We start from the raw sequence: 19,471 nt of genomic DNA, 5'->3' as shown, positions 1-19,471 counted from the left end.
GTGGATGCGCTGCTTGCCGAGATTCGCGCTTGCCGTGCGTGCGAGGCCTATTTGCCGCTCGGGCCGCGCCCGATCGTGCAGGCCAGTGCGAGCGCGCGGCTGCTGATCGTCGGCCAGGCGCCCAGCCTCACGGTGCACCAGACCGGCGTGCCGTGGAACGACAAGAGCGGCGACCAGCTGCGCCGCTGGCTCGGCATCGACCGCGAGGTGTTCTACGACGCGACGCGCATCGCGATCGTGCCCATGGGCTACTGCTACCCAGGCCGTGGCACCAGCGGCGACCTGCCGCCGCGCAAGGAATGCGCGCCCCTGTGGCACGACCGCCTGCTGGCGCAGATGCCGCACGTCGCGCTGACCTTGCTCATCGGCCAGTACGCGCAGCGCCACTTCCTCGGCAAGACCGCGCGCGGCGGCGTGACGGAAACCGTCGAGGCCTTTGCCGACTACGCACCGCGCTTCGTCCCGCTGCCGCATCCGTCGCCGCGCAACACCGCGTGGTTCCAGCACCATCCGTGGTTCGAGCGCGAGGTGTTGCCGGTGCTGCGCGAGCGCGTGCAGCAGGCGCTCAGCGCGCCTTCTTCCGAGGGGCCGACGGCCGCCTCGGCGGCTTCGCTTCGAGCACCAGCTCGGCCGGCAGCGCATCGTTCCACGACTCGGTGAAGTAGGCGCGGTCGCTCGGCACCAGCTGCGGCAGCACCTCGCGCAGCAGGCCCAGCGAGTGCTCGGCCGCCTTCAGGTCGCCTGCATGCGCCGCGTACCACGCGTGCTCGAACAGCAGGCTGCCCTGCTGCAGGCCGGGGTAGCGGCGTCGCCCGGCCTGGTGGTCGGCCAGCCGCGCCTGCGCCACGTCGACCCAGCGCGCGGGCCAGTTCGCGGTGTCGAAGGCGTCGGCGAGCGGGCCCGCGAGCTTCGACATGGCGGCCGGGTCGAGCGGCTTCTGTGCGCGGAACTGCGCGAGCGTGGGTTGTGCGTCGGGCCGGCAGTGGCCGCGCGCGATGCGCATCAGGTAGATCGCGTTCCATGCCGAGCGGCCCTGGCCGTCGGTGTGGCCGCACAGCCATTCGCTGAAGGCGATCCACTGCACCGCGCGGCGCGTGGTGTCGGCCCGGTGGCCGTCGTGCGCGAGCGCCGGCAGGTCGCCCAGGCCCACGCGGTCGAACAGCCACGCGGCCATGCCCATGTTGGCCGCCACGTGCTGCGCGGCATCGAAGGAGTGCGACTCGAAGGCCGCGGCCAGCGCCTCGCCGAAGCGCTGCAGCGACTCTTCGGCGAGCGCCGCGGCGGCCGGGCGGTCGTCGGCGGCCAGCGCGAGGGCGCGCGAGCGGCAGGCCAGCGCCCACAGGTTGCACCACTCGAAGCGCACGTCGGGGTGGTGGCGCAGCACCAGCGCACGCGCCGGGTCTTGCGCCATGCCGCCCAGCAGCGACTGCGCCAGCGGCAGGTCGCGCGCGGTGTAGGCGCACCAGGCCGAGACGATGCACTCCATCGCGCCGAGGTAGTCGTTGCCCGCCACATGGTGCGCGAGCCGCTGCTTCTTGAGCGCCTGCAGCCGGCGGCGCGCCTGTTCGTTGTCGCCGAGCCGGCGCCACAGCATGGCCTCGTTGAGCGTGACCAGCGCGCGCTGGAAGTCGCTGGCGGCCAGCGTGCCGGCCAGGCGGATGGCTTCGAGCGCGCTGCCGCCGGTTCCGCCCGCCACCGGCGACATCAGCCGGCCCTGCCGCGCGGCCTGCTGCGAGGCGACCAGCTGCTTCCAGAAGGCGGCGTCCTGCAGGTGCACGGCGTCGGGCGGCGTGATCGTGCCGACGGCCTGCGCCTTGCGGGCGCGCAGGCCGAGGAACGACGCCACCTCGGCGGCGGTGGCCGGTCGGTTGTCCACGAGCAGGCGGAGGCGCTTCGCTTCAGAAGCCGGCAGCCAGAACGGCCCCTGGCTGCGCCGCTCGGCGTTGAGAAAGCGCGGCTCTCGCTGCAGGTCTTCGCCCCAGCCGACCTCCAGGCCCCAGGCCTTGAAGTCGCGGAACGCGCGGCTCACGACCATGCGCAGCGTGCTGGCGTCGGACACCTCGCCGCGCAGGTCGGCCAGCCGCACGACACCGCTGCCGCCGCCATGGGCATGGGCGTGCTGCATGCGCACCAGCAGCCACAGCGACTGGAAGGCCGCGCGCCGTCCGTCGACGGACTGCGGCGAGGTGAGTTCGATGGAAAGAAGGGCGGGGGAGGCGGTGGAGGGCACGCCCCGGATTGAACCTCAAATCGCCCGCGGCTTCCTGAAGAAACCGCAGGCGGGGTTCAACGAGTCAGTAGCGGTTGCGGTCGACCAGCTCGGGCACTTCGCTGCGGCCGATGCCCAGGTCGCGCAGGTCGTGGTCGCTCATGCCGGCCAGCAGCAGCACGTCGTCGCGCGCGCGGCGGCGTGTCACGGCGCGGCGGCGCCAGTTGTGCAGGGCGTGCAGCAGGCGTTGATGAAAAGACGGTGGCTTCGGCGCGGTCACGGTGGGCTCCTGGTAGGGGAGCGCTCATCTTCCGGCGGCGCGTGCTATTGTGGAAGTTGAGATTTCTGACACCTTCAATCAGTATTCCTGATGCGACAGCTCAACCTCGACCAACTGCGCACCCTCATCGCCATCGCCGACCTGGGCACCTTCTCGGCGGCGGCGCAGGCGCTGCACCTGGCACAGCCCACCGTGAGCCTGCACATCAGCGAGCTCGAATCGCGCCTGGGCGCGCAGCTGGTGGTGCGCGGCAACCGCCGCGTCACGCCCACCGCGGCCGGCGCGGCGCTGGTCGAGCGCGGGCGCAAGCTGCTGCGCGACACCGACGAGGCGGTGGAGGCCGTCAAGCGCCAGGCCGAGGGCCGCACGGGCCGCGTGCGGCTGGGCACCTCCACCGGCGTGGTGGTCGACCTGCTGCCGCAGGTGCTCGAGGCGCTGGGCGTGGGCCATGCGGGCATCGACGTCGAGGTGAGCATCCTCGGCTCGGCCGAGGCGATGGCGCGGCTGGCGGCGGGCACGCTCGACATCGGCCTGGTCGCGATGCCGCAGCCGCTGCAGCGCGAGCTGGTGGTCACGCCGTGGCGCACGCAGCCCATGATGGCCTTCGTGCCGCCGCGCTGGAAGGCGCCCAAGCGCGCCACGCCGGCCTGGCTGGCGACGCAGCCGCTGATCTTCAACGACGCGACCACGCACATGTACCGGCTGTCGATGGAGTGGTTTGCCGCGGCCGGCTTTGCGCCGCGCGCGCGCATCGAGCTCAACTACGACGCGGCGATCCGCAGCCTGGTGGCGGCGGGCTATGGCGCGGCGCTGTTGCCGCTGCAGCAGACCACCGACGCGGCGCTCAACGAGCGCATGCAGATCGTGCCGGTCACGCCGAAGCTCACGCGCCGCCTGGGCATCGCGCACCGCCCGCACGCCACGCTCGACGGCGTCACGCAGAGCGTGCTGAAGGTGCTGACGGCGTTCCGCCAGCTCTGAGGGCCGTCAGCCCGGTCCGGGCTTGTGGCCGCGCGTGCCCAGCGAGAGGATCTCGTTGGCGTTGACGATGGCCGCGGCAATGTCTTCCATGGTGGTGCGCTTGCTCATGGCCTGTTCGCGGATCAGGTCGTGGGCCTGGCCTTCGGACACGTCGTGCGTCTTCATGAGGATGCTCTTGGCCTCGGCCAGCTGGCGCACGCCGAGCAGCTTGGCCTCGGTCTTGCGCAGGCGCCGCGCGAGCGAGCGGCTTTCCTTGTGGGCTTCGCGCGCGACCACCAGCGCCGACAGCAGGCCGAACGAGCGCACCGGCGACGGCAGCACGGCCTTGGCGCGGATCTCGAGCACGGCCTCGACGATGGTCGGGTTCTCGTAGGTCACGACGGCGATGACGGCGGGGGCGTCCTCGCTCTGGGTCCATTCGAAGCGCAGGTTGATGAAGTCGGGCTGCACGGCCATGAAGGCCACGTCGATGCCCTCGGGCAGGTGCTGCACGGGCGGCCAGAAGGCCTGCACCTGGCAGCCGATGCGCTGCAGTTGCTGGGTGAGCTGCCGGCCGTCTGCGTCGTCGGGGTGGATCACCGCGATCTTCAGCAGCCGCAGCTCCTTGAGCTGCGGTGGCGTCACCCGCAGGGTGTGTCGCTTGGGGGCTGTGCTGTCCACGGTCAGGTCTTTCGCGGGACGCGCCTTGAAGCCTCGCCGGCAACGGGAAGAAAGCAGCGCGACCTCATCCTAGAGCTCCAGCGCATCGAGCCGCGCCGTCCAGTCGCCCAGCGAGTGGGTGACGAGGTACGGGTCCGGGTACACCGGGCGCGTCGCCTGGCGCACGATGGTGAACTGCCCGTGCGCATCGACGCGGCCGATGCGCGGGTACAGGCAGGTGTGGTGGTTGGTCGGGTCGATCTTCACGCGGCCCTGCGGTGCATCGAACTCGCTGCCCAGGATGTGCGGCAGGATCTCCGCGATGCCATCGGTGCCCGCCTGCCGGAAGGCGTTGGCGAAGATGTGCATCTGGAAGTACGACGCCTCCCAGCACAGGTTGGGCACGCAGCCGTCGCCGAAGCGCGCGCGCAGCCGCGCCAGGCAGCGCTGGTTGGCGGGCGAATCGATCGACTGGAAATACGGCGCCGCCGTGAAGTGGCCCGTGGCCACGCCGGGGCCCATCTGCGAGATCTCGGCCTCCGAGGTCGTGAGGCTCGAGATGGGCATCGTCTTCGGGTCGAAGCCGGCCTCGGCATAGGCGCGGTACAGGCTGGCGGTGGAATCGCCCACCACCGTCGAGAAGATGAAGTCGGGCCGCTTGTCGCGGATGTCGTCCATGATCGCGCGGTAGTCCTTCTCGGTGGCGTCCAGCGCCACGTAGCGCTCGCCGAGCTTTTCGCTGCCGGGGCGCTGCATCACCAGCTCGCCCATGATGCGGTTCGACTCGTAGGGGTAGATGTAGTCGGAGCCGATCAGGTACACGCGCGCGCCGAAGTTCGTGGTCATGAACTCGGCCAGCTGCACGCTGTTCTGGTTGGGCGCCGCGCCGGTGTAGATCACGTTGCCCGAGTACTCGAAGCCTTCGTACAGCGTGGGGTAGAACAGCAGTTTGTTCCATTTCTCGATCACCGGGATCACGGCCTTGCGGCTGCTCGACATGTAGCAGCCGAAGAGCACGTTCACGCGGTCCTGCACGATCAGCCGCTCGGCCAGCTGGGCGTAGCGCACGGGGTTCGATTGCGGGTCGTAGCGCACCGCCACGAGTTCGCGGCCGTCGACGCCGCCGGCCGCGTTGATCTCCTCGATGGCCAGCAGCGCGCCCTGCAGCTGCGACAGGCCGATGGTCGAGGTGACGCCGGTCTCGGAATACAGAATGCCGACGCGAAGAGGGTCCCTGTCAGCCACTGGGGTGTCTCCTGGATGTGTGGGCCCTCATTGTGTGCTCCTCCCTGGCTTTCTTCATTCCGTCGGTCAATGGGCGGCGGCCAGCCGCGTGCTCATGCGGGCCAGCCGCGCGGGCAGGCTGCGCGCGTCGTCGGCGATGCAATAGTTGCGCCAGCCGAAGATGCGCCGTACGTACGCATCGGCCGCGCCGTCCACCGCGATGCAGGCGCTGCGCACGCCGGCGTCGCGCGCCTCGGCCACGGCCTGGCGGGCGTCTTCGATCAGGTACTTCGGGTCGTGCACGTCGATGTCCGAGGGCGCGCCGTCGGTCACCAGCAGGATCGCGCGCGGCCCGGCCGGCTCGGCCTGCAGGTGCGAGGCGGCATGGCGCAGCGCGGCGCCCATGCGCGTCGAGTAGCGCCCGCGCACCGCGCCGATCATGGCGCGCGAAGGCGGGGCCAGCGGCTGGCCGAATTCGAGCAGGCGGTAGTAATACACCTCGGCGCGCGTGTTCGACGAGAAGCCGTGGATGGCGAGCCGGTCGATGCCGCGCGCGTTCGAGGCGGCCAGCAGCAGCGCGGCCTGCTTCTCGAGGTCGAGCAGCGAGACCGCGCCATCGCCGTGGCCCGGGTCGTTGGCCGACTCGGAGAGGTCGAGCAGCACCAGCACGCTCGACGGGCGCGGCCCCTTGCCGGGGCGCATGAACAGCCGCGCATCGGGCCGCAGGCGCAGGCGGCGATCGACCAGCACCTCGATGGCCGCGTTGAGGTCGATGTCGTCGCCTTCCCACTGCCGGCGCAGGCGGTGCGTGCGGTCGAGGTGGCGTGCGCGGGGCAGGGCGAGTGGCACGATGCGCTCGTTGGCCGCCGCTCCCGAAGTGCTCGCCGCGCCCAGGCCCTGCCACGCGGGCAGCTTCTCGATCACCGTGCACCAGTCGGGTCGCAGGCGCTCCTGCGAGCGGTCCCATTCGGGGTAGGTGTAGCGTCCGAGTTCCATGTCGGCGATGCCTTCGGGTGGCGCGTCGTTGTCTTCGTTCGGTGCATCGGAAGGGGGTGGTGGCCGCGCGCCGGTCTGCTGCAGCGCGATGGCCTCGTCGGGCGGCGTCTCGGCCTCGCCGAAATCCCACAGGTAGCTGTTGTCGTCGCGCCAGGGCGCGGGCACGGCGTAGTCCTGCGGCTCGAAGCGCACGCGCATCTGGCCCAGGTCGTTGGCGAGGATCGAGGCGACGGCGCGGAAGGCGTCGTAGTCTTCCAGCCCCGTGCGCGAGACGGTCTCGTCGAACAGGCGGCGTGCCTTGTTCACCCAGTGGTTGTCGTCCTGCGCGTCGGCGCGCAGCAGCACGCGGTCCATGCGCGCGACCAGCGCGGCAAAGCGCAGGTCGAGCGGATCGGGCGTGGGCGGCAGCGCGGCGACGAACCAGCCATGCAGGCCGGGAAAGTCGCGGCACAGCAGCCGCTCGACGCGCGCATCTTCCAGGGCCGAGACGATGGCGATGCCCATGGGCTTGAGCGTGCGCGCCGGCCGCGCAGGCGTCGAGTGGCGCAGGTGCGCGACCGCATGCGCCACCATCGCGCGGTGCAGGCGCACGGCTTCGTCGTCCTCGGGCAGCAGCAGCCGACGCCCCGTGAGGACCGCACGCGCACCGGCCAGCGGCTGCACGTCGACATCGACGCCGGCCAGCCCGCGCGCCAGCAGCGAGAGGGCGCCGTGCCCGTCGTTCATCCGAACTGCGCCTCGACAAAGCCCTGCAGCGCGCTCGCCATGTCGGGGTCGTCGGTGAGGGCGCGTGTCATCGTCATGTCGCAGCTGTCGCGCGGCGACACGCCGTCGCGGATGAGCACGCCTGCGTAGATCAGCATGCGCGTCGACACGCCCTCGTCGAGCCCGCGGTGCTTGAGTTCGCGCGAGCAGTGCGCAATGGCGACCAGCTTCGCGGCGAGCCCGGGGTCGACACCGGCCTCGTGCGCGACGATTTCTGCTTCGAGCGCGCCGTCGGGGTAGTCGAACTCCAGCGCCGCGAAGCGCTGGCGCGTCGAGGGCTTCATGTCCTTGGCGCTGCTCTGGTAGCCGGGGTTGTACGACACCACCAGCTGGAAGTCGGGGTGCGCGTGCACCAGCTCGCCCTTCTTGTCCAGCGGCAGGATGCGGCGCGCGTCGGTCAGCGGGTGGATCACCACGGTGGTGTCCTGCCGCGCCTCCACCACCTCGTCGAGGTAGCAGATGCCGCCGTGGCGCACCGCGAGCGTCAGCGGCCCGTCGTGCCAGGCCGTGCCGTTCGCGTCGAGCAGGTAGCGGCCCACGAGGTCCGACGCCGTCATGTCCTCGTTGCACGCCAGCGTGACCAGCGGCCGCCCGAGCGACCACGCCATGTGCTCCACGAAGCGCGTCTTGCCGCAGCCCGTCGGGCCTTTCAGGATCAGCGGCATGCGGTGGCGGTACGCGTGCCGGTACAGCGCCACCTCGTGGCCCGCGGGCCGGTAGAAGGGCTCGGTCTCGATGCGGTAGGCGGCGAGCGGATCGTGCACGGGAGCGTTCATGGCGTGGCGAGCAGTTCCTGCAGGGCGTTGTCGATGAAGCGGGTGTCGACCGGGCTGCTGCCGCCGCCCGCGAAGTGGCCCCACACGCCGGGGATCGGGCGGCACTCGGCGTTCGGCATGTGCGACACCTCCCACGCGTTGTCGGCCACGGGAAAGTACAGGTCGCGCTCGGCCGGCATCACGATCGCGCGCGCCTTGATGGCGCCCAGCGCTTTCTTGAAGTCGCCCTGGAACACCGGGTTGTCGCTGATGTCGCCGTGCTGCCACGACCACAGCATCGCCAGCAGGTTGTTGGCGTCCTTCTTCAGGAAGAAGCCTTCCCAGTAGCCGACCAGGAAGTCCTCGAGCGAGCTGAAGCCCAGCTCGCGCCACAGCTGCTGCATGTAGAAGGGCTGCGACAAACCCCAGCCCGCGTACACGCGGCCCACCGCGCGCAGCCCGCGCGTCGGCGGCGTGGTGTACCAGCCGCCGTTCCAGGCCGCGTCGGCCGTGAGTGCGGCCTTCACGCCTTCGAGGAACACGATGTTGTGCGGCGCCGTCTTCGCCGAGCCGCAGAAGGGCGCGATGCGCTTCACCATCTCGGGGTACAGGCACCCCCACTGGTTGGTCTGCTGCGCGCCCATCGACCAGCCCACCACCAGCGCGAGCTGTTCGATGCCGAACTGCTCGGTCACCAGCCGGTGCTGCAGCGTCACGTTGTCGTAGAGCGTGACGTCCGGAAAGCGCGCCAGGTTGTAGGGCTCGGGCGTGTTGCTCGGCGAGGACGAGAGGCCATTGCCCAGCATGTTGGGCACGATGATGAAGTACTTCGCCGGGTCCAGCGCCATGCCGGGGCCGATGAGCCATTCGTTGTCGGGGTGCTGGCCCGAGTACCAGGTCGGGTAGACGATGGCGTTGCTCTTCTGTGCGTTGAGCATGCCGTAGGTCTTGTAGGCGAGCTTCGCGCCGCGCAGGGTGGCCCCCCGCTGCAGCGCGACATCGCCGAGTTCGAAGATGTCGTGGTCCATGGGGCGGCGCTTCAGCGGTGCTTGGCCGGTTCGTTCGGGATGCCTTCGATCGGGCACTCGGGCGTGCCCACCGTGCTGCGCGTGAACGACTCCACGCGCTCGCGCGTGCCCTCGGGGTCGTTGATCCACTGCGTGTAGAAGTTGTAGGGGCAGGCCGCCACGCCCTTGTCGCCGTCGCCCGAGTTGATGGTGCCGGTGTAGCCGCGGTGCACCAGCTTGAACAGGTGGTTCTGCGACTGACCGTTCTTGCGCGCGTCGCGGATCAGGCCCATCGACAGCTCGGCGTAGTTGATGCCCATCTCTTCCTCGCCGCATTCGCCGAGCGTGCGGCCGTCGAAGCCGATGAGCGCCGAGTGGCCGAAGTACGAGTACACGCCGTCGAAGCCGGCCGCGTTGGCCACGGCCACGTAGGTGTTGTTCATGAAGGCCATGGCCTTCGAGACCATGATCTGCTGCTCCTTGGCCGGGTACATGTAGCCCTGGCAGCGGATGATGAGCTCGGCCCCGCGCATCGCGCAGTCGCGCCAGATCTCGGGGTAGTTGCCGTCGTCGCAGATGATCAGGCTCATCTTCATGCCCTTGGGGCCTTCGCTCACGTAGGTGCAGTCGCCCGGGTACCAGCCCTCGATGGGCACCCACGGCATGATCTTGCGGTACTTCTGGACGATCTCGCCCTGGTTGTTCATGAGGATCAGCGTGTTGTAGGGCGCCTTGTTCGGGTGCTCCTCGTGGCGCTCGCCGGTCAGCGAGAACACGCCCCACACGTTGGCGCGCCGGCAGGCGTCCGCGAAGATCGCGGTCTCCTCGCCGGGGATGGCCGAGGCGGTGTCGTACATCTCCTTGGCGTCGTACATGATCCCGTGCGTGGAGTACTCGGGAAAGATCACCAGGTCCATGCCCGGCAGGCCTTTCTTCATGCCGACCAGCATCTCGCCGATCTTGCGCGCGTTGTCGAGCACCTCGGCCTTGGTGTGCAGGCGGGGCATCTTGTAGTTGACGACCGCGACGCCCACGCAATCGTTGCTGCTCGAAATATCACCATGTCTCATGACGCTGCTCCTGAAGGGGTGGTTGAAGAAAAAGAGAAAGGGCTCACACGGTCAGGAAAGACCTGACCTTGTCCTGGTCGAGCGTGGCGCGCGCTTCGTCGTGCACGATGCGGCCCCGGTCGATGACGAGAAAGCGGTCGGCCAGGTCGAGCGCGAAGCTCAGCACCTGCTCCGACACCACGACGGCGAAGCCGCGCTCGGCGCGCAGCACGTTCAGCGTCTGCGCGATCTCCTTGATGATCGAAGGCTGGATGCCCTCGGTGGGTTCGTCGAGGATCAGCACCTTCGGCTCCGAGATGAGCGCGCGCGCAATCGCCAGCATCTGCTGCTGGCCGCCCGAGAGGTTGCCGGCCTTGCGCTGCTTCATGTCTTTGAGCACGGGGAAGAAGGTGTAGAGGTACTCGGGCACCGTGCGGTGGCCCGACCTTGCGGCGCCCGACAGGATGTTCTGCTCCACCGTGAGGAACGGGAACACCATGCGCCCCTGCGGCACGAAGGCCAGGCCCTGCGCCACGCGCTGGTAGCTGGGCAGCGTCGTGAGCTCGGCGCCGCCAAGGCGGATGTGGCCGCCGCGCGCGGGCAAGAGGCCGATGAGCGACTTCAGCAAGGTGGTCTTGCCCATGCCGTTGCGGCCCATGATGGCGACCGCCTCGTCGGGCGCGACGCGCAGCGACACATCGCGGATGACGTGCGATTCGCCATACGCCACGTTGAGATCGGAGACTTCAAGCATCTGGGTTTCTCCTTCTTCTCAATGGCCGAGGTACACGTCGATCACGCGCGGGTCGGCCTGCACTTCGGCCGCCGTGCCTTCGCTCAGCAACTTGCCCTGGTGCAGCACCGTGACGCGGTGCGCGATGCGCTTGACGAAGTCCATGTCGTGCTCGATCACGACCACTGACTTGCCCGCCGAAATGCGCCGCAGCAGGTCGCCGGTCTGTTCGCGCTCGCGCGGGCTCATGCCGGCCACGGGCTCGTCGAGCAGCAGCAGCTCGGGCTCCTGCATCAGCAGCATCCCGATTTCGAGCCACTGCTTCTGCCCGTGGCTGAGCTGCCCGGCGCGGTGGCCCAGGCGATCGGCCAGGAAGACCTGCTCGGCCATCGCGTCGATGCGCGCACGCACGGCGGGCGTGCGGCGGAAGGTCAGCGACTGCAGCAGGCCGTGCATGCGCGGCAGCGAGATCTCGAAGTTCTCCAGCACCGTGAGGTCTTCGTAGACCGAGGGCGTCTGGAACTTGCGGCCCACGCCGGCGCGCACGATCTCGTACTCGTTCAGGCGGCCGAGGTCCTGCCCGTTGAACAGCACGCGACCCGCGCTGGGCTTGGTCTTGCCGCACACCATGTCCAGCAGCGTGGTCTTGCCGGCGCCGTTCGGGCCGATGATCACGCGCAGCTCGTTGCGCTCGACCGAGAGGCTGAGCCCGTCCACGGCCTTGAAGCCGTCGAAGGACACGGTGAGGTCCTCGATGCGCAGGATCTGCTCGCTCGACGGCGGCACGGCCGAGGCGGCCTGCGGCAGCCCGCCGTTGGGCATCGTCATCGTGGCGTTCATGGCGCCACCTCCGCACCTCGTCGGCGCATGAGCTTCTCGCCCAGGCCCGCGAGTCCGTTCGGCATCGCCCACACCACGAGGATGAACACCGCGCCCAGCACGTACAGCCAGCCTTCTGGGAAGGTCTCCGACAGGTACGACTTGAGGAAGCCGATGAGCAGCGCGCCGATCACCGCGCCCGGAATCGACAGCCGACCGCCGACCGCCGCGTAGATCACCATCTCGACCGAGGCCACGACGCCGATCACGCCCGGTGCGATCAACCCCACCTGCAGGCTGTAGAACGCCCCGCCGATGGCCGACAGCACGGCGGCCACCGCGAACACGAAGGCCTTCATGTGCGCCGTGTTGTAGCCGCTGAAGCGCACGCGGTCTTCCTTGTCGCGGATGGCGATCAGCAGCTTGCCGAAGCGGCTGCGCACGATGGCGAGCGACACCATCATCACCAGCGCAATGGCCGCCACCTCGACGAAGTACATCGTGCGCCTGGCCGCGTCGGTGGCGATGTCCCAGCCCAGCAGCGTGCGGAAATCGGTGATGCCGTTGGCGCCGCCGGTGTCGCCTTGCTGGCCGACCACCACCACCGTGAGCGTGAGCGCCAGCGACAGCGTGACGATCGCGAAGTACACGCCGCTCACGCGCCGCTTGAAGATCGCGTACGAGAACACGTAGGCCAGCACGGCGGGAATCACGAGGATGCCCACCACCGTCCAGCCCAGCGAGTGGAAGGGCTGCCACCACGCGGGCAGCTGCTCGACGCTGCTCCACACCATGAAGTCCGGCAGCTCGGGCGCCGAGGCTTCGAGCTTGAGGAACATGGCCATCACGTAGCCGCCCAGGCCGAAGAACATGCCCTGGCCCAGGCTCAGCACGCCGCCGTAGCCCCAGGTGAGCACCACGCCCACCGCGACGAACGCGAAGGCCAGGTACTTGCTCACGAGGTTGAGGCGGAACGGGTCGAGCGTGAGCGGCAGCACCACCGCCAGCAGCACCAGCACCGCCAGCAGGGCGCCGATGTCGCGCTTGCGTTGAGGAGAAAGACCGTGCATGCCTCAGCTCCTCGACCGCGTGGCGAACAGGCCGTTCGGCCGGAAGTACAGCACCGCGATCACCAGCAGCAGGATCGTGGCCTTGGCCATCGAGCCGCTCATGAGGTACTCGAGCCAGGTCTGCGACTGCGCGATGGCAAAGCCCGAGAGCGCGGTGCCGATGAGGCTTTGCACACCGCCGAACACCACCACGATGAACGAGTCGACGATGTACAGCTGGCCCGTGCCGGGGTTGGTCGAGCCGATCATCGTGAACACCGCGCCGGCGATGCCCGCCAGGCCCGAGCCCAGCGCGAAGGTCATCGCGTCGACGCGGTGCGTGTCGATGCCCACCGCGCCGGCAATGGCGCGGTTCTGCGTCACCGCACGCACCTTCAGCCCCCACGGCGTGCGGTACAGCAGCAGGTACACGCCGACCGCGACGAGGGCCGTGAGCCCGACGATGAAGATGCGGTTCAGCGGCAGCTGGATGCCCGCCGTCGGCTCCCACGCCCCCGCCAGCCACGAGGCCAGCGGCACGCTCACTTCCTGCGCGCCGAAGATCGAGCGGTAGGCCTGCTGCAGCATGAGGCTCAGGCCCCAGGTGGCCAGCAGGGTGTCGAGCGGCCGGTCGTAGAAGAAGCGGATGAAGCCCCGTTCCAGCACATAGCCGAACGCGAAGGTCACGGCGAACGCGAACGGAATCGCGGCGAACAGGTACAGGTCCATGAAGCCCGGCGCGTAGTGCGCGAAGAAGCGCGCCGCCAGGTAGGTCATGTAGGCGCCCAGCGCCATCAGCTCGCCGTGCGCCATGTTGATGACGCCCATCAGGCCGAACACGATGGCCAGCCCGAGCGCCATGAGCAGCAGGATGGTGAACAGGCTCACGCCGTTGAACACCTGCATCACCGCGATGTCGAAGTTCATCGCGTTCAGACCTTCGGGAAGGGGTTGGGCTCGACCAGCTGCGGCGATTCCCACACGATGTCGAACTGCCCGTCGGGCCGCGCGCGGCCCACGCGCACCTTCTTCCACACGTGGTGGTTGGTGGCGTGCACGCGCACCGTGCCCTCGGGCGCCTCGATCTCCACGCCCGCGGCGGCGGCCGTGACCTTGTCGACGTCGAAGGACTTGGCCTTTTCCACCGCCAGCTTCCACAGGTACACGCAGTTGTAGGCCACCTCCATCGGGTCGCCGATCACGCGGTCCTGGCCGTACTTGGCCTTGAAGGCCTTCACGAATTTTTCGTTGGCTGGCGACTTGATGCTCTGGAAGTAGCCCATGCAGGCGTAGTAGCCCGCGGCGTTGTCCTTGCCGATGCCGTCGATCTCGTTCTCGGACACCACGGTCGAGAGCAGCACCTGCTTGGCGCCGTCCAGGCCCGCCGCGCGCAGCTGCTTGTAGAAGGCCACGTTGGAGCCGCCCACCACGGTGCTGTAGATGCAGTCGGGCTTGGCGGCCTTGATCTTGTTGATGATCGACGAGAACTCGGTGTGGCCCAGCGGGGCGTACTCTTCGCCTAGCACCTTGCCGCCGGCCTTCGCGATGGCGGGCTTGGCGATCTTGTTGCAGGTGCGCGGGTAGATGTAGTCGGAGCCGACGAGGAAGAAGTTCTTGCCCTTCTCGCGCGCCATCCATTCCACCGCCGCGATCACCGACTGCGTGGCTTCCTGCGAGGGGTAGAACACGCGCTTGTCCTGCTCCTGGCCCTCGTAGTAGGTCGGGTAGAACAGCAGGCCCTTGGCCTGGTTGAGCACCGGCAGCAGCGCCTTGCGCGAGGCCGAGGTGTAGCAGCCGATGATGGCCGCCACCTTGTCGCGCTCCAGCAGCTTGCGCGCCTTCTCGGCGAACACCGAGTTCTCGCTCGCGCCGTCTTCGACCACGGCCTCGATCTTCTTGCCCATCACGCCGCCGGCGGCGTTGATCTCCTCGATGGCCAGTTTCTCGGCATCGACCAGCGAGGCCTCGGCGATGGCGATGGTGCCCGAGAGCGAGTGCAGCAGGCCGAGCTTCACGGTGGCGCCGTCCTGCGCGCGGGCCAGGCCGGCCACGCCGGAGGCGGCGCCCAGCACGATCATCGAGCCGCCGGTCTTCACGATCTGGCGGCGGTTGAAAGCGTTCGTCATGTCAAATTCCTTTGCTTTGGTTTTGTGCGAGTCATCAGGAACATCCGACCTTCGGAACCGCGTTTTGGGTGTCTCCTCCCGCTGCGCGGCCCCTGCAAACGAGCGCTGTGCTGCCAGTGCTTTTTCTTCGGGCAAGGCTGCGCCACCGGATGGCGCGCATCCGTTTGAAAAAGGCGTTGTTGCGACCGAAAAACAAAAAAGCCCGAACCGGTGGTGAAACCGATTCGGGCTTAATTGCCCGACACCTCGCTGGCAGCACTGGCAGCGGGCGTCGTATGACTGGGAACGATTGCTCGTTGGGGCGGATTCTTCTCGTCTCACCCCGGCGTGAACATACGCTTTTTCGCTAATTGGCGAAAGAGCGGCGCGTGTGCTATTCGCGCGCAGCGCCTGGACACATCAGCTGCGCGGGCGTGCGTAGTCCGACTCGATCCACGCGGTCGCGCTCGAGGTCGTGAGCCGGAACGCGGGCGACACGTTCACGCTCGCCAGCTCCAAGTCGTCGGCATCGTCGTAGGCCGTGAGCGTGGCCGAGGGGTTGTCTTCGTCGGGCACGATCGACAGCGCCACGCGGATGCGCTGCTCGTTGCGCGCAGTGACCGTCACGCTCTTGTTGAGCGTGGCGTGCAGCTGCTGCTCGTGGCGGCGGATCACCTCGGCAGCGGTCTTCACCAGCGTGTGGAAGGCGGGGGTGTCCAGCGGCTTGGGGTTCTTCTTGTCGCGGCCCATGGTCCAGGGGCCGACGAGCGCGGGCTCGGGGTCGCCGTGGCGGGTCATCTCGACGGCCCAGCCGTCGTCTTCCTCGTTCTTGATGATGCGGGCGGTCCAGAGGTCGTCGCGCCAGAGGCGGGGTTCCTGCAGGGGGAGGTGGTCGGGGGAATCGGTCGTCGTCATTCAGGGAGAGGCTTTGGGTCTTGCGCGGGGCATTGTCGCCCGGGGCGCGGGCGTGGAAGCTGCGCCAACGTACTGTTGCAAGCCCTCGACCAGCGCATCGAAGGCCACGCGGCAGCGCGGGCTGTGGCGCAGGTCCTCGTGCATCGTGACCCAGGTGTCGAGCTTGAGCGAGAGCGCGCGCGGCAGCAGGCGCACCAGCGCGGCGTCGCGCTTTGCCAGGCCCACCTGGCACACGCCGATGCCCGCGCCCGCGCGGATGAGGGCCAGCTGGGCGAGGTCGCTGTCGGTGCGCAGCGCAAAGGCATCGCGCGTGAAGCCCGTGACCGACTTGAACGACTTGATCGCCTCGCGCACGAAGGCCGAGGGCTGGTCGTAGCCGATGAGCGCGTGCGCCGCCAGGTCATCGGGCGTGCGCGGCGTGCCGTGGCGCGCGAGGTAGCTCGTGTGGGCATGGAAGCCCAGCTCGATGTTCCCGATGCGGCGCGCCACCAGTTGCGCCTGCCGGGGCCGCACCATGCGCACGGCGATGTCGGCCTCGCGCCGCAGCAGGTCTTGTACGCGGTTGGTCGACACCAGCTCGACCTTGAGCGCCGGGTGCGCTTCGCGCAGCCGCGCCACGACGGGCGGCAGCACCTCCACCGCGACCACCTCGCTGACCGACACCCGCACCGCGCCGCGCACCCCGTCGCCCTGGCTGCTGGCCGCGCGCTGCAGCGAGGCGGCGGTGCTTTCCATGGCCTCGGCGTGCGTGCGCAGCGCCAGCGCCACCTCGGTGGGCAGCAGGCCCACCTGCGAGCGGGTGAAGAGCACCACGCCGAGCGCTTCTTCGAGCGCCGCCACGTGGCGCCCGGCGGTGGGCTGCGTGATGCCGAGTGCGCGTGCCGCACCCGAGAGCGAACCCTCGCGCAGCACGCCGAGGAAGGAGCGGTACAGCTCCCAGCTGATGTTCCAGGTCATACGGAAATGTATGGCCGATGGTGCATGTTCGGCAATTCCATTCGAACCCCATCCTGCCCAGAATTCTTCCATCGATCACTGTTCAGGAGCATTTCATGGCACGCAACGACAACACGGTTCTGGTGCTCGGCGCCACGGGCGGCATCGGCGGCGAGGTGGCCCGCCAGCTGTGCGATGCGGGCTGGGAGGTGCGCGCTTTGAAGCGCGGCGCGGTCGAAGGAAAGCGCGAGGGCATCACCTGGCTGGCCGGTGACGCGATGGACGCGCAGGCCGTGCGGCGGGCCGCGAAGGGCTGCGCGGTCATCGTGCATGCCGTCAATCCGCCGGGCTACCGCGGCTGGTCGGAGCTGGTGCTGCCGATGCTCGACAGCACCCTCGCCGCCGCGAAGGCCGAGGGCGCGACCGTCGTGCTGCCCGGCACGGTCTACAACTTCGGCCCCGATGCCTTCCCGCTGCTGGCCGAAGACTCGCCGCAGCGCCCGCTCACCGCCAAGGGCGCGATCCGCGTCGAGATGGAACGGCGCCTCGAAGACGCCAGCCGCGAAGGCGCGCGCGTGCTGATCGTGCGCGCCGGCGACTTCTTCGGCCCGAAGGCGGGCAACAACTGGTTCTCGCAGGGGCTGGTGAAGGCGGGCCAACCGGTCCGGGCCGTCAGCTGCCCCGGTGACCCCGGTGTGGGCCACCAGTGGTCGTACCTGCCGGACGTGGCCCGCACCATGGTCGAGCTGCTGGCGCGGCGCGACCGGCTCGCGCCCTTTGCGCGCTTTCACATGGCCGGCCACTGGGACGCCGACGGCACGCGCATGAGCGACGCGATCCGCAAGGTGGTGGCCCGGCGCACCGGCGCCCAGGTGCGCGTGTCGGCCTTCCCGTGGTGGCTGCTGGCGCTGGCCTCGCCCTTCGTCGTCACCTTTCGCGAGCTGCGCGAGATGCGCTACCTGTGGCGCACGCCCGTGGGAATGGACAACGCGAAGCTGGTGGCCTTCCTGGGCCGCGAGCCGCACACGCCGCTCGAGGAAGCGGTGGAGGCCGCGCTCGACGGCATGGGCTGCCTGCCGACGGCGCCGGTGGCCGTCGCGGCCTGAATGCAGGTCAGAACACCGACAGCCCGGTGCGCGCCACGAACAGCTCCAGCGCCTTCATGCCCAGCAGCGAGTTGCCGGTGGCATCGAGCGCCGGCGACCACACGCACAGCGTGAGCTGGTCGGGCACCACCGCGACGATGCCGCCGCCCACGCCGCTCTTGCAGGGCAGGCCGATCGAGAAGGCCACGTCGCCGGCCGCGTCGTAGGTGCCGCAGGTGAGCATCAGCGAATTGATGCGGCGCGTCTGCCGCTCGCCCGTGACCTCGGGCTCGCCGGCGATCGGGTGGGCGCCGTCGCGGCACAGGAAGGCGGCGGCGCGCGCGAGCTGGCGGCAGCTCATGCGCAGCGCGCACTGGTGGAAGTAGGTGTCGAGCACCTCGGCCACGTCGTTGTCGATCTTGCCGAAGCTCTTCATGAAGTTGGCCAGCGCGACGTTGCGAAAGCCCGTGTCGGCCTCCGACTGCGCCACTTCATCGTCGAAGTCGATGCGCTCGCCGCACAGGCTGGTCATGAGCGCGAGGATGTCGGCCTTGGCGCTGCCGCCCCTGGTCTTGGCCTGGCTCACGAGCCGGTCGGCCACCGCGATGGCGCCGGCATTGATGAAGGGGTTGCGCGGCTTGCCCTGCTCGTTCTCCAGCTGCACCAGCGAGTTGAAGGGGTTGCCCGAGGGCTCGCGCCCGATGCGCTCCCACAGCGCGTCGCCCATGCGCTGCATGGCGAGCGTGAGCGTGAAGAGCTTGGACACGCTTTGAATGGAGAAGGGCGTCTCGAAGTCGCCCGCGCCGGCCTCTTCGCCGTCGCAGGTGCGCAGCGCGATGCCGAACTGCCGCGCATCGACGCGCGCCAGCGCCGGGATGTAGCTGGCCACGGTGCCGCCCTGGCCGAGCTGCAGGCGCAGGGTGGCGACGATCTCGTCGAGGACGGGCTGGAATCGGGTCGGGGTCTTCGTGCTCATGCCGGGCGTTGTACCGCAGGCCGCCGGTTCACCAGCACGATGCCCAGCGCCACGCCGATCAGCGCCACCACCAGCTGCAGCGTGAGCGGCTCCTTCAGCAGCGCCACGCCGAAGATCAGCGCGAACAGCGGCGTGAGAAAGGTGAAGGACGACATCTGCGTGGCCGGGTAGTGCCGCAGCAGCCACATCCACGTGAGGTAGCTGGCGAAGGCGCCGACCACTGTCTGCAGGCCGATGGAGGTCCAGGCCCAGGCGGAGTACGAGAAGCCCCAGGTTTCGCCCAGCGCGAGCGACAGCAGGGGACACACGGCGGCGGTCACGGCGACTTGATAGAACAGCGTTTTTTCCGCACTGGCCGTGGCCAGGCGCGTGGTGCGCAGCGTGAGCGTGGTCAGGCCCCAGAGCATGCCGGCCGCCAGCGCCATGCCGTCGCCGATGAGCTGCGACGAACTCATGTGGCCGAAGCCCTCGCTGAAGGCCAGCACCACGCCCGCGAAGGCGATGAACAGGCCCAGCCACTGGAAGCCGCGCAGCCGCTCGGCCGGCACCCAGCGCGGCAGCAGCAGCGACACCCAGAAGGGCGCGGTGTAGAGGAACACCGTGAGCCGCGAGGCGCTGGTGTGCTGCAGGCCCAGGTAGATGCCGGCGAACTCGCCCGCGAACAGCAGGCCGGCCAGCAGCCCGGGCCACAGCGTGCCGTCGCGCTCGAACAGCGGCACGCGCCGCACCGCGCACCACAGCCACAGCAGCGCCACCGCGCCGACCATGCGCACCGTGGCCTGCCACAGCGGCGGCACCTCGGTCACGGTGGTCTTGATGAGGATCTGCTGCAGGCCCCAGAACGCGCAGCAGACGATGAGCAGGCCGATGGCCAGGGAGTCGAGGTGGGTCTTGCGCTGGATCATTCGCGGTCAGTCGGTGGCGGCACGGGCGGCGGAAGGGCCGCCG

21 protein-coding genes are annotated in these 19,471 nt (G+C 69.3%); 4 read left to right on the top strand and 17 right to left on the bottom strand.

Going from position 1 to position 19,471, the window contains the following annotated elements:
• A complete protein-coding gene (locus AC57B8_RS20785; RefSeq protein ID WP_496480651.1) occupies nt 1-660 on the top strand; it encodes a uracil-DNA glycosylase family protein in 660 nt (219 codons plus the stop codon).
• On the opposite strand, the gene AC57B8_RS20780 is transcribed toward AC57B8_RS20785, so the two are convergent.
• Both AC57B8_RS20780 and AC57B8_RS20775 read right to left on the bottom strand, forming a co-directional pair.
• Nucleotides 566-2,230 carry a hypothetical protein gene (locus AC57B8_RS20780; protein WP_496480650.1) on the bottom strand — a complete coding sequence of 555 codons (1,665 nt, stop codon included), beginning with the start codon at nt 2,228-2,230 and terminating at the stop codon, nt 566-568. The genes AC57B8_RS20785 and AC57B8_RS20780 overlap by 95 nt on opposite strands.
• A gap of 64 nt (nt 2,231-2,294) precedes the next feature.
• Nucleotides 2,295-2,489 carry a YjiS-like domain-containing protein gene (locus AC57B8_RS20775; protein ID WP_492742517.1) on the bottom strand — a complete coding sequence of 65 codons (195 nt, stop codon included), beginning with the start codon at nt 2,487-2,489 and terminating at the stop codon, nt 2,295-2,297.
• Between the two features lie 90 nt (nt 2,490-2,579).
• Here AC57B8_RS20775 and AC57B8_RS20770 point away from each other — a divergent pair, with 90 nt between their 5' ends.
• On the top strand, nt 2,580-3,470 hold the full coding sequence (locus tag AC57B8_RS20770; protein ID WP_496480649.1) for a LysR family transcriptional regulator: 891 nt from the start codon (nt 2,580-2,582) through the stop codon (nt 3,468-3,470).
• Nucleotides 3,471-3,476: 6 nt separating this feature from the next.
• On the opposite strand, the gene AC57B8_RS20765 is transcribed toward AC57B8_RS20770, so the two are convergent.
• The 11 genes from AC57B8_RS20765 to urtA all read right to left on the bottom strand — a co-directional run bounded on the left by AC57B8_RS20765 (nt 3,477) and on the right by urtA (nt 14,632).
• On the bottom strand, nt 3,477-4,130 hold the full coding sequence (locus AC57B8_RS20765; RefSeq protein WP_496480648.1) for an ANTAR domain-containing response regulator: 654 nt from the start codon (nt 4,128-4,130) through the stop codon (nt 3,477-3,479).
• 69 nt (nt 4,131-4,199) lie between these two features.
• On the bottom strand, nt 4,200-5,354 hold the full coding sequence (locus AC57B8_RS20760) for a transporter substrate-binding domain-containing protein (RefSeq protein WP_062470403.1): 1,155 nt from the start codon (nt 5,352-5,354) through the stop codon (nt 4,200-4,202).
• Between the two features lie 66 nt (nt 5,355-5,420).
• Nucleotides 5,421-7,055 carry a nitric oxide reductase activation protein NorD gene (locus tag AC57B8_RS20755; protein ID WP_496480647.1) on the bottom strand — a complete coding sequence of 545 codons (1,635 nt, stop codon included), beginning with the start codon at nt 7,053-7,055 and terminating at the stop codon, nt 5,421-5,423.
• The gene (locus AC57B8_RS20750) at nt 7,052-7,870 is read right to left on the bottom strand and encodes an AAA family ATPase (protein WP_492738595.1); all 819 of its coding nucleotides are present in this window, start codon (nt 7,868-7,870) and stop codon (nt 7,052-7,054) included. The genes AC57B8_RS20755 and AC57B8_RS20750 overlap by 4 nt, the downstream gene beginning before the upstream one ends.
• A complete protein-coding gene (locus tag AC57B8_RS20745; RefSeq protein WP_496480646.1) occupies nt 7,867-8,877 on the bottom strand; it encodes an alpha/beta fold hydrolase in 1,011 nt (336 codons plus the stop codon). The genes AC57B8_RS20750 and AC57B8_RS20745 overlap by 4 nt, the downstream gene beginning before the upstream one ends.
• 11 nt (nt 8,878-8,888) lie before the next feature.
• Nucleotides 8,889-9,926 (bottom strand): aliphatic amidase, encoded by a 1,038-nt coding sequence (locus AC57B8_RS20740; RefSeq protein WP_307582648.1) that lies wholly within the window; start codon nt 9,924-9,926, stop codon nt 8,889-8,891.
• A 43-nt stretch (nt 9,927-9,969) separates the two neighbouring features.
• Nucleotides 9,970-10,659, bottom strand: coding sequence for an urea ABC transporter ATP-binding subunit UrtE (urtE, locus tag AC57B8_RS20735; protein ID WP_493194722.1), 690 nt, complete (start codon nt 10,657-10,659; stop codon nt 9,970-9,972).
• Nucleotides 10,660-10,677: 18 nt separating this feature from the next.
• Nucleotides 10,678-11,460 (bottom strand): urea ABC transporter ATP-binding protein UrtD, encoded by a 783-nt coding sequence (urtD, locus tag AC57B8_RS20730; protein WP_070061447.1) that lies wholly within the window; start codon nt 11,458-11,460, stop codon nt 10,678-10,680.
• A gap of 14 nt (nt 11,461-11,474) precedes the next feature.
• The gene (gene urtC, locus AC57B8_RS20725; protein WP_496480645.1) at nt 11,475-12,527 is read right to left on the bottom strand and encodes an urea ABC transporter permease subunit UrtC; all 1,053 of its coding nucleotides are present in this window, start codon (nt 12,525-12,527) and stop codon (nt 11,475-11,477) included.
• Between the two features lie 3 nt (nt 12,528-12,530).
• Complete coding sequence (gene urtB, locus AC57B8_RS20720) at nt 12,531-13,433, bottom strand: urea ABC transporter permease subunit UrtB (RefSeq protein ID WP_447771275.1); 903 nt, start codon at nt 13,431-13,433, stop codon at nt 12,531-12,533.
• Nucleotides 13,434-13,438: 5 nt separating this feature from the next.
• Complete coding sequence (gene urtA, locus AC57B8_RS20715; RefSeq protein ID WP_496480644.1) at nt 13,439-14,632, bottom strand: urea ABC transporter substrate-binding protein; 1,194 nt, start codon at nt 14,630-14,632, stop codon at nt 13,439-13,441.
• On the opposite strand from urtA, the gene AC57B8_RS20710 reads away from it, so the two are divergent.
• A complete protein-coding gene (locus AC57B8_RS20710) occupies nt 14,631-14,849 on the top strand; it encodes a hypothetical protein (RefSeq protein WP_496480643.1) in 219 nt (72 codons plus the stop codon). The genes urtA and AC57B8_RS20710 overlap by 2 nt on opposite strands.
• A 182-nt stretch (nt 14,850-15,031) precedes the next feature.
• Here the strand turns inward: AC57B8_RS20710 and AC57B8_RS20705 are convergent, their stop codons facing one another.
• Together AC57B8_RS20705 and AC57B8_RS20700 are read right to left on the bottom strand one after the other, a co-directional pair.
• Entirely contained in the window at nt 15,032-15,526 is a 495-nt protein-coding gene (locus tag AC57B8_RS20705; RefSeq protein WP_496480642.1) for a hypothetical protein, read from the bottom strand.
• Nucleotides 15,527-16,483: a LysR family transcriptional regulator gene (locus tag AC57B8_RS20700; RefSeq protein ID WP_496480641.1), complete on the bottom strand. Its 957-nt coding sequence runs from the start codon at nt 16,481-16,483 to the stop codon at nt 15,527-15,529.
• Nucleotides 16,484-16,578: 95 nt separating this feature from the next.
• Between AC57B8_RS20700 and AC57B8_RS20695 the strand changes: the two genes are divergently transcribed.
• On the top strand, nt 16,579-17,568 hold the full coding sequence (locus AC57B8_RS20695) for an NAD-dependent epimerase/dehydratase family protein (RefSeq protein WP_496480640.1): 990 nt from the start codon (nt 16,579-16,581) through the stop codon (nt 17,566-17,568).
• Nucleotides 17,569-17,575: 7 nt separating this feature from the next.
• Here AC57B8_RS20695 and AC57B8_RS20690 read toward each other — a convergent pair whose 3' ends face one another.
• Both AC57B8_RS20690 and AC57B8_RS20685 read right to left on the bottom strand, forming a co-directional pair.
• Nucleotides 17,576-18,523, bottom strand: coding sequence for a glutaminase (locus tag AC57B8_RS20690; protein ID WP_496480639.1), 948 nt, complete (start codon nt 18,521-18,523; stop codon nt 17,576-17,578).
• The gene (locus AC57B8_RS20685; RefSeq protein ID WP_062470449.1) at nt 18,520-19,428 is read right to left on the bottom strand and encodes a DMT family transporter; all 909 of its coding nucleotides are present in this window, start codon (nt 19,426-19,428) and stop codon (nt 18,520-18,522) included. Before AC57B8_RS20685 ends, AC57B8_RS20690 begins: the two co-directional genes overlap by 4 nt.
• Nucleotides 19,429-19,471: the final 43 nt, after the last annotated feature.

The sequence above is a fragment of the Variovorax sp. BGA-UO-ETr-C22 genome (assembly GCF_059567965.1).
This window is presented reverse-complemented; position numbering and strand designations above follow the sequence as displayed.